Origin of the sequence: Bacillus sp. FSL R12-0074 (assembly GCF_038005725.1) — a bacterium.
Classification (GTDB): domain Bacteria; phylum Bacillota; class Bacilli; order Bacillales; family Bacillaceae_G; genus Bacillus_A; species Bacillus_A mycoides.
In genome coordinates this window covers 5,115,353-5,130,966 of sequence record NZ_JBBOTR010000001.1, presented here as the reverse complement: position 1 = coordinate 5,130,966, position 15,614 = coordinate 5,115,353, and the positions used below count along the sequence as shown (strand labels likewise).

Annotated in this window: 12 protein-coding genes; all 12 read left to right on the top strand. The window is 32.5% G+C overall.

Annotation, left to right across the window (positions count from 1 at the left end; translation table 11 throughout):
* Positions 1–87: 87 nt before the first annotated feature.
* Positions 88–1,089, top strand: a complete 1,002-nt coding sequence (locus NSS97_RS26755) for a rod shape-determining protein (protein ID WP_002184551.1) — start codon at positions 88–90, stop codon at positions 1,087–1,089.
* Between the two features lie 318 nt (positions 1,090–1,407).
* Positions 1,408–1,803 carry a glycerol-3-phosphate cytidylyltransferase gene (tagD, locus tag NSS97_RS26750; RefSeq protein WP_070145571.1) on the top strand — a complete coding sequence of 132 codons (396 nt, stop codon included), beginning with the start codon at positions 1,408–1,410 and terminating at the stop codon, positions 1,801–1,803.
* A gap of 5 nt (positions 1,804–1,808) precedes the next feature.
* A complete protein-coding gene (locus NSS97_RS26745) occupies positions 1,809–2,975 on the top strand; it encodes a CDP-glycerol glycerophosphotransferase family protein (protein WP_142933428.1) in 1,167 nt (388 codons plus the stop codon).
* A 131-nt stretch (positions 2,976–3,106) separates the two neighbouring features.
* Positions 3,107–5,611 carry a CDP-glycerol glycerophosphotransferase family protein gene (locus NSS97_RS26740; protein ID WP_107887287.1) on the top strand — a complete coding sequence of 835 codons (2,505 nt, stop codon included), beginning with the start codon at positions 3,107–3,109 and terminating at the stop codon, positions 5,609–5,611.
* Positions 5,612–5,735: 124 nt separating this feature from the next.
* The gene (locus NSS97_RS26735; RefSeq protein WP_070145570.1) at positions 5,736–6,743 is read left to right on the top strand and encodes an NAD(P)H-dependent glycerol-3-phosphate dehydrogenase; all 1,008 of its coding nucleotides are present in this window, start codon (positions 5,736–5,738) and stop codon (positions 6,741–6,743) included.
* 46 nt (positions 6,744–6,789) lie between these two features.
* Entirely contained in the window at positions 6,790–7,986 is a 1,197-nt protein-coding gene (locus NSS97_RS26730) for a CDP-glycerol glycerophosphotransferase family protein (RefSeq protein WP_341114479.1), read from the top strand.
* 5 nt (positions 7,987–7,991) lie between these two features.
* Complete coding sequence (locus NSS97_RS26725) at positions 7,992–8,795, top strand: ABC transporter permease (RefSeq protein ID WP_002184558.1); 804 nt, start codon at positions 7,992–7,994, stop codon at positions 8,793–8,795.
* 15 nt (positions 8,796–8,810) lie between these two features.
* On the top strand, positions 8,811–10,484 hold the full coding sequence (tagH, locus tag NSS97_RS26720; protein ID WP_107887163.1) for a teichoic acids export ABC transporter ATP-binding subunit TagH: 1,674 nt from the start codon (positions 8,811–8,813) through the stop codon (positions 10,482–10,484).
* A 61-nt stretch (positions 10,485–10,545) separates the two neighbouring features.
* Complete coding sequence (gene galU / locus NSS97_RS26715; protein ID WP_002184560.1) at positions 10,546–11,427, top strand: UTP--glucose-1-phosphate uridylyltransferase GalU; 882 nt, start codon at positions 10,546–10,548, stop codon at positions 11,425–11,427.
* Between the two features lie 557 nt (positions 11,428–11,984).
* Complete coding sequence (locus NSS97_RS26710) at positions 11,985–12,683, top strand: YveK family protein (RefSeq protein WP_002184561.1); 699 nt, start codon at positions 11,985–11,987, stop codon at positions 12,681–12,683.
* Positions 12,673–13,332, top strand: a complete 660-nt coding sequence (locus NSS97_RS26705) for a CpsD/CapB family tyrosine-protein kinase (RefSeq protein ID WP_002184562.1) — start codon at positions 12,673–12,675, stop codon at positions 13,330–13,332. Before NSS97_RS26710 ends, NSS97_RS26705 begins: the two co-directional genes overlap by 11 nt.
* A gap of 441 nt (positions 13,333–13,773) precedes the next feature.
* The gene (locus NSS97_RS26700; RefSeq protein WP_107887164.1) at positions 13,774–15,588 is read left to right on the top strand and encodes a polysaccharide biosynthesis protein; all 1,815 of its coding nucleotides are present in this window, start codon (positions 13,774–13,776) and stop codon (positions 15,586–15,588) included.
* Positions 15,589–15,614 lie beyond the last annotated feature (26 nt).

The window sequence follows — 15,614 nt, the reverse complement described above, 5'->3', positions numbered from 1 at the left end:
CTGTTAAATTTATGATAAAATCAGGAATTAGGTGTAAAAGAATTCGGGTGTAACCTGATTTTGAATATCGAGGAGGAAATGACGGGAATGTTTGCGCGAGATATCGGAATTGACCTAGGTACGGCTAACGTATTAATTCATGTTAAAGGTAAGGGTATTGTATTAAATGAGCCATCTGTTGTGGCAATTGATCGTAATAGTGGAAAAGTATTAGCAGTAGGTGAAGAAGCAAGAAGTATGGTGGGACGTACACCTGGTAATATTGTAGCAATTCGTCCGCTTAAAGATGGTGTAATCGCAGATTTCGAAATTACAGAAGCAATGTTAAAGTATTTCATTAACAAATTGGACGTGAAGAGCTTCTTTTCAAAACCTCGCATTTTAATTTGCTGTCCAACAAATATCACATCTGTAGAACAAAAAGCAATTCGTGAGGCTGCTGAACGTTCAGGTGGTAAAACAGTATTTTTAGAAGAAGAACCAAAAGTATCCGCAGTTGGTGCTGGTATGGAAATCTTCCAGCCAAGCGGAAACATGGTTGTTGATATTGGTGGAGGTACAACAGATATTGCCGTACTTTCTATGGGTGATATTGTTACCTCTTCCTCTATCAAAATGGCTGGCGATAAGTTTGATATGGAGATCTTAAACTACGTTAAACGTAAGTATAAGCTATTGATTGGAGAACGTACTTCAGAAAATATTAAAATTAAAGTTGGTACAGTATTCCCAGGTGCACGTAGTGAAGAGCTTGAAATTCGCGGACGTGACATGGTAACTGGTTTACCACGTACAATTACAGTATGCTCTGAAGAAATTACAGAAGCACTAAAAGAAAACGCGGCTATCATTGTACAAGCTGCAAAAGGCGTACTAGAGCGCACACCACCAGAACTATCTGCGGACATTATAGACCGTGGTGTTATTCTAACAGGCGGTGGAGCTTTATTACACGGTATCGACATGCTTCTAGCAGAAGAGTTAAAATTACCAGTATTAATTGCTGAAAACCCAATGCAATGTGTTGCAGTTGGTACCGGTATTATGTTAGAGAACATTGATAAATTGCCACGTCGTGCGTTGCGATAAGGTTTGAATGATTTAAAAAGTGCGAAGGAAATATTTCCTTCGCACTTTTTTTTGTAAATAAAAGAAAGTAAGAGGAGGTTTGTAATACCAGATAAGAAGGCGCCTTCTTAAACAAGATATGACAATAGTTGTTAGGTTATTGTCATAGTTTGTAAATGAAAATTATGTTATAATCATTCGTGTGAATTTCGTGTGAACTTAATGTAAAATCTATGTAAATTTGTTTTGCATTTACATAGGTGCAAGGGACACTCTAATTTGAATATATTTCTAAAGTGAATAATTATAAAATAAGAACATTTCACAGGGGGCGCGATTATGAAAAAGGTTATTACATATGGGACTTTCGATTTATTGCACTGGGGACATATTAACTTATTGAAGAGAGCGAAAGATTTGGGCGATTATTTAATTGTTGCTGTTTCTTCAGATGAATTTAACAAATTAAAAAATAAAAAGTCTTATCACAGCTATGAGAATCGTAAAATGATTCTAGAAGCAGTTCGTTATGTGGATGAGGTGATTCCTGAGCATAATTGGGAGCAGAAAGTAAAAGACGTTGTTAATCATGACGTAGATACATTTGTTATGGGTGATGATTGGGAAGGGGAATTTGACGAATTAAGTGAATACTGTGAAGTCGTCTATTTACCACGTACAGCTGGAATTTCAACAACAAAAATTAAAAAGGAACTAGTGCAAGTTGCTAGATAAAATAAATGATTAGAGAAATAATGGTAGAAATCTATCTCATCTTAGTTGCAATTTTACATAGTATGATGAAAGTGTTTCCAATTAAAAAGAAAGTAACTTTTATTATGTCTTATGGTGAGAATTTATTTTTTATTTATGAGGAAATGCAACGCCAAGGTATAAATTGTGAGGTGGTTTTTTTATATAAATCTACATGTAAATATGAAGTGGACAACTACTCGAATGTGAAATCTTATAAATTTGAAACAAGGAATATATTCCACACTATTAAATCTGTCTATCATTTATCTACTTCTCAATATGTCATTGTTGATAATTATTTTGGATCGCTAGCAAAAATTAAATTTAAAAAAGGCGTAGAGTGTATTCAAATATGGCATGCAGCAGGTGCTTTTAAAAAATTCGGATTATTAGCTCCGTCTTTTAAAAAAAGAAGTCTACGAGCTCAAAACAGATTTATGGATGTTTATAAAAACTTCCATAAAATTGTTGTAGGGTCAGAAGCGCTTGCTGACATTTATAAGAAAGCTTTTGCTCTATCGGATAATAATATATTAAAAACAGGTATTCCGAGGACAGATTTGTTTTTTGATGAACAGAGACAAAAGAAAGTTAAAGATAATATTTTTATAGTAAATCCAAAGCTAAAAGATAAAAAGGTTATTTTATATGCGCCAACTTTTAGGGATAAAGAACTAGTAGATTTTGATTTACATCTAGATATCGATGAGATGTATAGGCAATTGAAAGGTGAGTATATTCTCATCATTAAATTACATCCAGCAATACGAAACATATGTAATTATGAGGAAAAGTATGCGGGATTTTTATATGACTATTCCCTTTATCCAAATATAAATGATCTATTTCTAGTGACGGATATATTAGTCACTGATTATTCCTCCATACCATTTGAATTCTGCTTATTAAATAAACCAATGATCTTTTTTGCATACGATTTAAAGAAATATATGAAAAAAAGAGGGACTATTGGTGATTATATATCTGATGTGCCAGGACCAGTTGTTTATACAACTGAGGAGGTGGTACAGGTGATAACAGATGGTAAGTTCAAAATAGATAGTATAAATAATTTTACTTTGAAATGGAATGAGTATTCGATAGGTGATTCAAGTAAGCACTTTGTAAATATGCTTTTTAAAGGGAAATAGTAAGGTAGTCATGCATTTCTATAATAAGGATGTGTTCGAGGAAAAGATAAAAGACTTTTTATAGGAAGTATACTTTATAAATGAATTAAAGAGGGGTTTTAATATTGCAACTCAAGAAAAAGATTAACAGAATGAAAAATCGTATTAATTTTTTATCAGGCCCGCTGAAAAAATATTCGAATGACCAAGGGTTTAAGAGAACTGTTAAGTACACTGATTTTTATGTGAAATTAGACTTGGATGAGAAAGTTATATTATATGAATCTTTCCATGGTAAAGGTATGACAGATAGTCCATACGCAATCTTTAAAAAAATTATTGATAATCCAGAGTATAAGGATTATACACATGTTTGGGCATTAAATGATGGAAATAATTTTTATGCTAAACGTTATGAAAATAAAAAAAATGTTAAGTTCGTTAAAGTTCATAGTGAAGAGTATTTAAAATATTTAACAACAGCGAAATATCTAATTAACAATACTACATTCCCACCTTATTTCCAGAAAAAAGAGGGACAAATCTATGTTAATACATGGCATGGAACACCTATTAAAACATTAGGAAAGGATATGAAGGGCGAAATAGGGCAACATAAAAATATTCAAAGAAATTTTATGCATTGTGACTATATATTAAATCCTAATAAATTTACTGCAGATACCATTGTAAATTCACATGATTTAGAAGGGTTATACAATGGTTATGTTGTCGATGAAGGTTATCCTCGAATTGACCTCACTCTACAAGTAAACCCGGAAGAAGTACGAGAATATTTAAAGGAATTTGTAGAAATTGATGAAACGAAAAAGATAATTTTATATGCACCGACTTGGAGAGGAGGAGTAAATCAGGTAAGTAATATTAAGGATGAGATTAACAATATTGTGAAAAAAATGTATTCTGAAATACCTAGTGATTATCAACTCCTGTTAAAAGTCCATACATTGACATATAAATTTATTAAAGATGATGAAAGCTTACGAGAGATTTGTATACCAGATTGGGTAGATTCCAATGAATTGATGTCAATAGTAGATGTTTTAGTAACAGATTACTCTAGTATATTCTTTGATTATATGGTAACAGAAAAACCAATCATTTTCTTAACGTATGATAAGGAAGCGTATGAAGAGCAACGAGGTTTATACGTTCAATTAGAAGATATGCCAGGTCCAATATGCTATACGGTAGACGAAGTTGTTCGTAGTATTGAAAAAATTGAGAGTGTAAAAAATGATTACAGTTTTAAATACCAAGAAATATTAAAAGAATATTGCTATCATGATGATGGAAATGCTACAGCAAGAGCGATTGAGATTATTTTCCGAGGAAAACATACGGAGAATGTATATAAAGTCACAAATGAGAATAAGAAAAATATTCTAATGTACTGTGGTGGGTTTTTGAATAATGGAATTACCACATCAGTTATTAACCTTTTGAATAATATTGATTACTCAAAATACAATGTGGCAGTTATTGATAAAGGGAAGTATGATCAAATTTCAAGAGATAATTTCAATCAAATTAATTCGAATGTGAAAAGATTTTATCGAGTAGGTAGTTTAAACACCACTTTAAAAGAATCTTATCAAAATAATTATGTTATGAAAATGGGGCTAAAGAATGAAAGAGCTCAGAAGGCGCTACCAAAGCAACTATACAAGCGTGAAATTTCAAGGTTATTTGGTAATGCGGAATTTGATATAGCTATTGACTTTAGTGGATATGTCCCATTTTGGACATTGTTATTTGCGTTTGGAGATTTTAAAAAGAGAAATATCTATCAACATAATGATATGTGGGCAGAATACTCTAAAAAAATTAAAGGTAAATTTAAGCATAGAGCTAATTTAAATATTATTTTCCCGTTGTATAAGGAGTTTGATAAAATAGTAGCTGTTGCAGAACACACAAGAAACTTAAATAGGAAGAATTTGAAGGATTATATTACACTAAAACAAGGTGTGTATGTCCATAATGCCATTGACCCTAATAAAGTACTTAAACAGATTGAAGAAGGCGACATATATAAATATGACGGGAAAGAATATTTATTAAAAGAAAATATTCACAGAAATGGTAAGCTTGAAATTAGAGGAATTGAAATGCCCCAAAAAGAGAACATTAATTTTGTTAATATGGGAAGATTGTCACCTGAAAAAGATCAGAAAAAGCTTATACATGCTTTTGCAAAAGTTACGGAACTCTATGATAATATTAGGCTTTATATTATTGGAGATGGAGTTTTAAAAGAAGAATTAGAGAATTTAGTGAGAGAAAAAAATCTAGAGGACAAAGTGATTTTTACTGGTCAAATGAGTAATCCTTTCTTACTTATTAATCAATGTGACTGTTTTGTTCTCTCGTCTAATCACGAGGGACAACCAATGGTATTGTTAGAGGCTTTAATATTAGGAAAGCCTATTATAGCTACTGATATTGCAGGATCAAGGAGCATTTTGGAAAAAGGCTATGGGAATTTAGTTGAAAATAACATTACTGGTTTAGTAATTGGGATGCAAAAGTTTATATTAAGTAAAACATCTTTTAAAGAATTTGATTTTCAAAAATATAATGGGCATGCTCTTGAAATGTTTTACGATGAAATATGCACTCTTAAAGAGAAGTAGAGCGTAATCAAATTAAAAAATATAATGAAATATGGAAGCTAAGTGAATTATGTTTATATCACTTAGCTTCTTGCATAAATAGTGATATTTTTAACGTTGTTAAGGTGATAAAAGGGGGCTTATTTTGAAAAAAATCACAGTGGTTGGTGCAGGAAGCTGGGGAACAGCACTATCTATGGTTCTAGCGGATAATGGGCATGAAGTGCGAATTTGGGGAAATAAAGCAGAACAAATCCATGAAATTAATGAGAAGCATACAAATGAAACATATTTACCTGGGATTCAGCTTTCTAAAACAATAAAGGGGTATGAATCCTTAGCGGAAGCAATGGATGGGATAGATACGATATTATTAGTTGTCCCAACGAAATCAATTCGTAGTGTAATGCAGCAACTGAAGGACATCGTAAAACAACCGATAACAATTATTCATGCAAGTAAAGGAATTGAACCAGGGTCATTTAAACGTATATCAGAAATGATTGAAGAAGAGATGCCGAAAGAGTTAATAGAAAGTGTTGTTGTTCTTTCAGGACCAAGCCATGCAGAAGAGGTGAGTCTTCGTCATCCTACTACTGTAACCGCTGCGTCATATCATTTACAGGCTGCGGAAAAAACACAAAAGCTATTTATGAATACAAATTTCCGTGTTTATACAAATCGAGATGTGATTGGTGTTGAATTGGGCGGGGCACTAAAAAATATTATTGCCCTTGGTGCAGGAATTTCAGATGGTCTTGGTTACGGAGATAACGCGAAGGCAGCTTTAATTTCCAGGGGACTAACTGAAGTTACACGATTAGGGTGTGAGATGGGAGCAAATCCGCTTACCTTTGCAGGATTAACAGGTGTAGGTGATTTAATTGTGACTTGTACAAGTGTTCATAGTCGCAATTGGCGAGCTGGAAATTTACTTGGAAAAGGTCAAAATTTAGAAGAAGTATTAGAAAATATGGGTATGGTAGTAGAAGGGGTTCGTACAGCTGAGGCAGCGTATCATTTAGCTGAAAAAATGAATATTGAAATGCCAATTACGAATGCAATATATAATGTTTTGTTTAATGGGAAAAATGCAAAAGAAGAGGTAGACACATTAATGGGAAGAACGGGAAAAGGCGAGGTTTCGCGTTAATGTATCGTAAGTATGAAGCGACTGAATTAGAAGGTGTGTAAACGACATGAGTTTTATAAGAAGAATAAAAAATCACCGTATTGTAAAGGAATTATGTAAGGCAGTATTTCTATTCTGTAGTTGTTTGCCTCCCAAAAAGAAATTAATTTTATTTGAAAGTTATTCTGGAAAACAATATAGCTGTAATCCACGGGCTATATATGAATATATGTTACAAAATAATATGGATTTTGAAATGATATGGAGTGTAAATAAAAACCATACAGTGCAATTTGATAAAGAAAATATCCCATATGTAAAAAGGTTCTCGATTCGTTGGTTTATTTTGTTGGCGCGTTCAAAATATTGGGTTACAAATAGTAGAATGCCCTTATGGTTACCTAAACCAAAACATACGGTATATATCCAAACTTGGCATGGTACGCCATTAAAGAAATTAGCTGGTGATATGAAAGAAGTACATATGCCAGGTACGACAACGGAAAAATATAAGCATAATTTTCATCTTGAAGCACAAAATTGGGATTATCTGCTTTCACCTAATACCTATTCTACAGATATCTTTAGAAGGGCATTTCAATTTCAAAAGGAAGTCGTAGAAGTTGGTTACCCACGTAATGATTTTTTATATCAGAGTAACAATTCTTCAGTAATAGAATCTTTAAAGAAGAAGAATAACTTACCGATAGATAAAAAAATTATTTTATATGCACCAACATGGAGAGATGATCAATTTTATAGTAAGGGACGATATAAATTAGATTTACAACTAGATTTGGATCTCTTACAAAATAAGTTAGGATCGGACTATGTTATTTTATTACGTATGCATTATTTAGTAGCAGAAAAATTTGATTTAGTTAAATATAAAGGGTTTGTTTACGATTTTTCCAAGCATGTTGATATTAACGAACTATATGTAATATCTGATTTGTTAATCACAGATTATTCCTCAGTCTTTTTTGATTATGCAAATTTAAAGCGTCCAATCATTTTCTATACGTATGATATTGATTCTTATCGTGATAAATTAAGGGGATTTTATTTTGATTTGGAAGAAGAAGCCCCTGGACCGATTGTAAAGAATACAAGAGCGGTATTAGAAGAAATAGTAAAGTATGAAGTAAATGGATTGGGAGAATTTGCAGAGAAATACGATAGTTTCTATAATAAGTATTGTTATTTAGAAGATGGTGGTGCTTCTAAACGAGCTGTAAGGAAAATATTTTTCGGAGAGGCATAGTAAAGATGAACTCAATGATCATGGTATTGAAAGAACAGATAAGCAGTTTATATTTAATTAAACGTTTATCTATTTATCAAGTAAAAAGTACAAATAATAATAATTACTTAGGACTTTTTTGGGAACTTTTGAATCCACTAATACAGATGAGTATTTATTGGTTTGTTTTTGGGTTAGGTATTAGAGGGGGACAAGGTGTTAATGGAGTTCCTTTCGTCTATTGGTTATCTGCAGGATTAGTTGTATGGTTTTTTATAAATCCGGCAATGATGCAAGCTTCTAAGTCAATTTATACAAGGTTAAATATGGTTTCAAAAATGAGCTTCCCGATGAGCGTTATTCCAAGCTTTGTAATCATGTCTAATTTTTATTCACATGTAATACTTGTAGGAGTTATAACAATTTTATTTTTAGTAACAGGACAAGGAATTTCTATTCATTATATTCAGCTTGTTTATTATATGTTTGCCACTCTTATGCTAGTATGCTCACTGTCTCTAATTACATCCACTTTAGCGACAATTGTTAGAGATACTCAAATGATTGTTCAATCGATTATGAGAATGTTATTTTATTTAACTCCTATAGTATGGACTCCTGAAAGGCTACCATCTATTTTCCAAAAGATTATGCAATTAAATCCTTTTTGCTATATTGTTGATGGATACCGGGCATCTTTATTAGGAACAAATTGGTTCTTCCAAGATATAAATTATGCGCTATATTTTTGGGGATTTGTTTTTATTACTTTTTTAATTGGCTCAGCATTACATGTGAAATTTAGAAAGCACTTTGCAGATTATCTATAATGAGGGTTGTAAAAAATGAATGAATCAGTCAGGTTTCATAATGTAACAAAAAAATACAAAATGCACAGTAAAAATTCAGATAAATTAAAGGATATCATATATCCTGGAGGATTTGGCGAAGACTTTTATGCATTAAGAAATTTAGAGTTTGTAGCTCAAAAAGGTGATGTAATTGGTATTGTTGGGGTAAATGGCTCAGGAAAGTCGACGATGTCTAATTTAATTGCTGGAATTACACCACCTACAAAAGGAAAAATTGATATTAAAGGAAAAGTTACACTTATTGCTATTGCAGCTGGGTTGAACAATCAACTTTCTGGTAAAGAAAATATTGAACTAAAGTGCTTGATGATGGGATTAAGTAAAGAAAAAATTGAGAAGTTGACACCGGAAATTATTGAATTCGCCGATATTGGAAAATTTATTGATATGCCAGTCAAGAAATACTCAAGTGGAATGAAATCCCGTTTAGGGTTTGCTATTTCTGTAAGTATTAATCCAGACGTCCTTGTAATTGATGAAGCACTTTCAGTAGGTGATCAAACATTTACAGATAAATGTTTGAAACGTATGAATGAGTTTAAAGAACAAGGGAAAACTATCTTCTTCGTCAGTCACTCTTTGGGTCAAGTGAAAAAGTTTTGTACAAAGGCTTTATGGTTAGAATATGGAGAAATTAAAGACTATGGTCCAATTCAAGAAATTATGCCGAAATATGAAAACTTCTTAAAAGAGTACAGGGCTATGAGTAGAGAAGAGCAGCAGAAGTTTAAAAAAGAATCAATGGAGAAGCAGGCGGATAAAAATTTAATAAACAATGAAGATACGAAAAAAGAGGGCACTGCTCAAGTTGTAGATCCCCTATCATTATTAGGAAAGCAAAGCCCACATCATACAAAAAAGAAAAAGGGACGAAAGTTCTTAAGTGCTATTATTGGTGTTATGTTATTGATGATACTTGTTGGGGTAACTTACTGGCAAAAGGATAGTATTCTATATTCTTTACAGGCGAAAGAGCAGAAGAAAGAACCAGTAAGTAAGGTGGAACGTACTAAAAAAGAGGAGAATCCACTTGCATCTTTAGATGTCCGGTATGTAAACTCTGCAAAAGGTCGTGTTAGGGGTACACCAACTTTAGATGGACAAGTAGTTGGAACGATATCGTTTGGAACTTCATTTGTTGTAAAAGAGCAGCAAAAAGAGATGGGATCAGATATTAATTGGTTAAAATTTACATTAGGGAATGGAGAAGAGGGTTGGATTAGTGAATCCATAGTTAAATCGATTCCGTATAACCAAACAATACCTTATGAAGAATTTTTAGATAAATTAAAACAATTAGATGGAATTACTCCAAATTTAGAAGAGTATCTTACTTTTTTAGGAAAGTCTAAAGAAGAGATAATTAACATAGTAGGTAATTCAAAAAATGAAAAACAATTAGCAGTTGGAACATTAGTTCAATATGAAGATATTGATATAGTATATAATAATCAATTAATTGTTCAGAAGATAAATATTAAAAATATGAAAATATTAAAAGAAAATTTATTTGGAAAATTGGGTGAAGCACAATTGAAGGCTGAAGATAATTCGCTGTTTATTTATCGATCAAATAAATTTGACTTTGACTTTTCTTTAATAGGTTCGATAATTAATGAAATATCAATTTCAGATATTTCAAAGTAATAAAGTTTGTTATTATATTAAATGAGCATGTAGTATTTGGATATTTATAGGAGGTTAACCGTTGAAAACAGTAAAAAAAGCCATTATTCCAGCAGCTGGATTAGGGACTCGCTTCCTACCAGCAACAAAAGCAATGCCAAAAGAAATGTTACCAATTGTTGATAAACCAACAATTCAATATATCGTGGAAGAGGCAATTGCGTCTGGAATTGAAGATATTATTATCGTAACAGGAAAAGGAAAACGTGCAATTGAAGATCATTTCGATCATTCCTTTGAATTAGAACAAAACTTACTATCAAAAGGAAAGTATGAAACTCTTGAAAAAGTACAAGAATCTTCAAAGATCAATATTCATTATATTCGCCAAAAAGAGCCTAAAGGTTTAGGACATGCTGTTTGGTGTGCTCGTAAATTTATTGGAAATGAGCCATTTGCGGTACTACTTGGTGATGATATTGTTCAAGCGGATACGCCGTGCTTACGCCAATTAATGAATCAATATGAGAATACACAATCATCAGTAATTGGTGTTCAAACTGTTCCAGAGAATGAAACGCATCGCTATGGTATTATTGATCCGATAGAGCAAAAGGATCGCAGTTATCAAGTGAGTAAATTTGTTGAAAAACCTGCTAAAGGAACAGCACCATCCAACTTAGCGATTATGGGGCGTTACGTGTTAACTCCAGAAATCTTTATGTTCTTAGAAGATCAACAAACAGGGGCAGGCGGAGAAATTCAGTTAACAGATGCGATTCAGCGTTTAAATGAAATTCAACGCGTATTTGCATATGATTTCGAAGGAAAACGCTATGATGTCGGAGAAAAACTAGGGTTTATTCAAACAACAATTGAAATGGCACTGCAACACGAAGAGTTAAAAAAAGAGCTATTAGATTATATGAAAAAGTTAGTGGAAAGCGCAATGGTTTGTAACTAAGCTTTAACGATACAAAAAAGACTTCATTAGAAATGAAGTCTTTTTTGTAGAAAAGGATGCTAAAATTTTTATGGATCAGAATCAATATGTTGGTTAAACAGTTAAGGTGAATCTGTTTTTGGAATTAGCTTTTTAATAATACTTCTTTTTTTCAGTCGTCAAACTTGTAGGATATTGTTTAATTCAGTTTTAAATAATTTTTATAATATATCAATATATGAATAAAATAATTCATTTGAAATAATTATTTATGAAGTTATTTTTGAATTTATATAAGGATAATTGAATTAAATATACTAAGGTAATTGTTGGATTTGATGTATAAATTTATATTGACGGGTTCATTATCAAGAACTAAAATGAATATTAAATGAGTATATTAAGATTAAAGAAACAAGGAGTGAATTTTCCGAATGAAATGTATACTCAGAAAATTCATTCTACTTATGATTTAGTAAATTATGTTCGATATAATCAAAATTAACTTAGGTTATACGATTTGATTTACCAGCGATTAGCTTTTTTATTAGTTAAATAGACAGTAATGGAGGGGAAACATGGAAAAGGAAATAAACTTAAAAAATTTATTTAATGTTATAAAAAGAAAATTTTGGATTATTGCAGTAATTACGATATTAGCGGCATGTATTGGTGGTATATATAGCATTTTCATGAAAACGCCTTTATATGCGTCTTCTGCAAGAATCCTCATTCCAGCTAATGCTGATGCTATAGCTACACTTAAAGTGATGATAAAGGAACCTATTGTTTTAGAGAAAGTGGCCCAGCAATTAAATTCGCAAAAATCAGCAGATGCATTGAATGGACAGGTTAGTGTTGGAAAGATTGAAGAGTCACAGGTCTTTGTTATTACGGCTGTGGATACTAATCCAGCCCAGGCAGTCAAAATTGCCAATGCTACAGCAAATGTTTATAAAGAAGAAGCCAATGCTATCCTAAATTTTTCGAATGTCCGCATCTTAACAGAAGCAAAAGTAAAAGAGCATCCTTTACCGATAAACTTGAATCATGCAAAAGCGATTGAGATGGCCTTGGCTGCCGGTCTTATACTGAGTATCGGAGTAGTCTTTGTATTGGATTCTCTTGATGAAACAATTAAATCGGAACGTAACATTGAAAAATTATTACCGGTTCCCGTTTTAGGAAGTGTTTCTCAAATGAAGAAAAATAATATAGTAGATAAAACAAGTAAGAGAGAAAGTGTAATAGTGGAGGGGAAAACATTTGATTCATAATAAAAAGCAAAGCCGTATCCTTGATAATAGTCATTTAATTGCTCATATCGCTCCGAAATCGAAGATGGCTGAGGAATATCGAACAATTCGTACTAACCTTCAATTTGCAATTGGCACGGACAAAACAAGGACTATAATTATTACTTCTCCTGGATATGGAGAAGGTAAAACCACCACTGTGGCAAATTTGGCAGTTTCTATGGCTCAGCGAGATGAAAAAGTCTTAGTTGTTGATGCGGATTTGCGAACTCCGGAACTACATGCGATTTTTGGAATGGAAAATAAATCTGGATTAACAAATGTTTTGGAGGGAAAAGCAGCATTAGAAAAAGTGGTAATGCAGACAGAAATCAAAAATGTACATATATTGACAAGTGGTCCCGAAATTAATAATCCAGCTGAGATGCTTAGTTTACCATCTATGCAAAATTTAATTAGCAAAGCAATAGAGCAGTATGACATTATTTTATTTGATTCTCCGCCCCTTCTTGAGGTTATAGATACAAATATACTAGCTAGTCAATGTGATGGGGTATTATTGGTGTTAAGTTGCTATCAAACTGCTAGTGAAGCAGTTGTTGAAGCGAATAGGGCCTTAGATTTAACAAAAGGAAAGCTTGTAGGGGCTATTCTAAATAAAAAAGTATAAGAGATTTATTAGAATTGATTATACATAAAATAATAATACAGCGCTTTCCTAATGGGTGACGTAAGGATGAGAAGCTTTTCATATATTTTATAGTAGAGAATGAAAGACTACCTATAAAAAATTATAGGGTACGGTGATGTCTCCTTACCACTATCAATGGAGACACTCGATCATACTGTGGGTTGAAGAACCTTAGACGTTAGTCGTCAAGAGTGTGGTGTGAGGGAGGGTTGGATGCCCAAACTTATTTGAAGTTCTTGTCTAGAAAGTCTTTCTAAAGGATTTTGTAGATAGGAACTTTGTATTAGTTGGTTATTGATTATTTTCCTTGTCTATATGTTTAGCTAGACATATTCAATATATAAATCTTTTAATTCTAAGATAACAATTATGAGGATTTCCTTTTATTATATATAAAAAATTTAGAGAGGGGGGCCTATTATGACGTATCGCCAGAGATTATCCTTATTAATTTTAATTGATTCCTTAATCGTATTAACTACGGTTTTCTTTAGTCGCTTCTTAGTAAGTGCTGATTTCAATGTCATAACATTTCCCATCGTAGTGAGTGCAATGACGCTGCTATTTAGCCATCATATTTTTTCTTTTATTTATAAGCTTTATAAAAAAGCATGGGAGTATGCAAGTGTAGGAGAATTGCTAATTATTTTAAAAGCAATCACACTTTCTGTTATCACAACAGCAGTAGTACAACAAATATTGGTTCAAGATATTTATTTCCGTCTTCTTGTTGTAACGTGGATGATTCATATTTTACTGATTGGAGGATCACGTTTTCTATGGCGGATGTTCAGAGATGCTTATATTCAAAAAGGGGAGGACAAAAAAAGAACACTAATTATTGGTGCGGGTTCTGCAGGTACAATGGTTGTAAGGCAACTTTCGAATAGTAATGATACTGAATTACTGCCTGTGGCATTTATAGATGATAATATAAAGAAACAAGGGTTGGATATTCTTGGAATACCGGTAATTGGAGGAATTGACCGTATTGAATTTGCTGTTCAGCAATTAGATATCGATAGCATCATAATAGCAATTCCTTCACTTAGCAAGAAAGCATTAAATATGATTTTTCAAGAATGTTCCAAGACAAAAATAAAAACACAAATTCTTCCAATGCTAGAGGATTTAGTGACTGGAAAAGTTTCAGTGAATGAATTTCGTGATGTCCAAGTAGACGATTTATTAGGACGTGATCCTGTTGAATTGGATATTGAAAGTATTTCAGAATTTATTACTAATAAAATTATTTTAGTAACTGGTGCTGGTGGTTCAATTGGATCTGAAATTTGTCGTCAAATTGCAAAATTCAACCCAAAACAATTGATTTTATTAGGTCATGGTGAAAATAGTATTTATTCTATCGAAATGGAATTGAAAGAGCTATACGGTGACACAGATATTGTCGTTACCACAGAAATTGCTGATGTACAGGATGATCTGAAAATGATGTCAGTAATGAGTCAATATCAGCCTCAAGTTGTTTATCATGCCGCTGCACATAAGCATGTACCATTGATGGAACGTAACCCCGAAGAAGCTATCAAAAACAATTTAATTGGGACAACAAACGTGGCAAAAGCGGCAAGCTGGAATGGGGTCGAGACGTTTGTAATGATTTCTACAGATAAAGCTGTGAATCCGACAAGTGTAATGGGAGCAACAAAAAGGCTTGCTGAAATGGTAATTCAAAACTTGGACAAAACAAGTAATACAAAGTTTGTGGCTGTAAGATTTGGTAATGTATTAGGAAGCCGCGGTAGTGTTATACCGTTGTTTAAAAAACAAATTAAGCAAGGTGGTCCAGTTACGGTTACACATCCAGATATGATTCGTTACTTTATGACAATTCCAGAGGCGTCCAAGCTTGTAATACAGGCTGGTGCATTAGCTAAAGGTGGAGAAATATTTGTGTTAGATATGGGAGATCCTGTGAAAATAGTAGATCTTGCGAAAAATTTAATTACATTATCAGGAAATTCGCTAGAAGAAATCCAAATAGAGTTCACTGGAATAAGACCTGGAGAGAAGCTCTTTGAAGAACTATTGAAAAAAGAAGAAATACATGAACAACAAATTCATCCTAAAATTTATATAGGTAAAACATCGAACCTTTGTATAAACGAAATTGAAGCAGTTCTCCAAACTTATAAGAATCTCGAGAAGACGGAATTAAGAAAACGTGTATTGACATTGGCAAATAGTCATATAACTCCACAAAATATGATGTAAATATGGATTTTGATCTGCATATATAT

Bases quoted from the DNA above. Each gene is read 5' to 3' on its own strand.
- NSS97_RS26755 (WP_002184551.1), top strand. From the start codon at position 88: ATGTTTGCGCGAGATATCGGAATTGACCTAGGTACGGCTAACGTATTA.
- tagD (WP_070145571.1), top strand. From the start codon at position 1,408: ATGAAAAAGGTTATTACATATGGGACTTTCGATTTATTGCACTGGGGA.
- NSS97_RS26745 (WP_142933428.1), top strand. From the start codon at position 1,809: ATGATTAGAGAAATAATGGTAGAAATCTATCTCATCTTAGTTGCAATT.
- NSS97_RS26740 (WP_107887287.1), top strand. From the start codon at position 3,107: ATGAAAAATCGTATTAATTTTTTATCAGGCCCGCTGAAAAAATATTCG.
- NSS97_RS26730 (WP_341114479.1), top strand. From the start codon at position 6,790: ATGAGTTTTATAAGAAGAATAAAAAATCACCGTATTGTAAAGGAATTA.
- NSS97_RS26725 (WP_002184558.1), top strand. From the start codon at position 7,992: ATGAACTCAATGATCATGGTATTGAAAGAACAGATAAGCAGTTTATAT.
- tagH (WP_107887163.1), top strand. From the start codon at position 8,811: ATGAATGAATCAGTCAGGTTTCATAATGTAACAAAAAAATACAAAATG.
- NSS97_RS26710 (WP_002184561.1), top strand. From the start codon at position 11,985: ATGGAAAAGGAAATAAACTTAAAAAATTTATTTAATGTTATAAAAAGA.
- NSS97_RS26700 (WP_107887164.1), top strand. From the start codon at position 13,774: ATGACGTATCGCCAGAGATTATCCTTATTAATTTTAATTGATTCCTTA.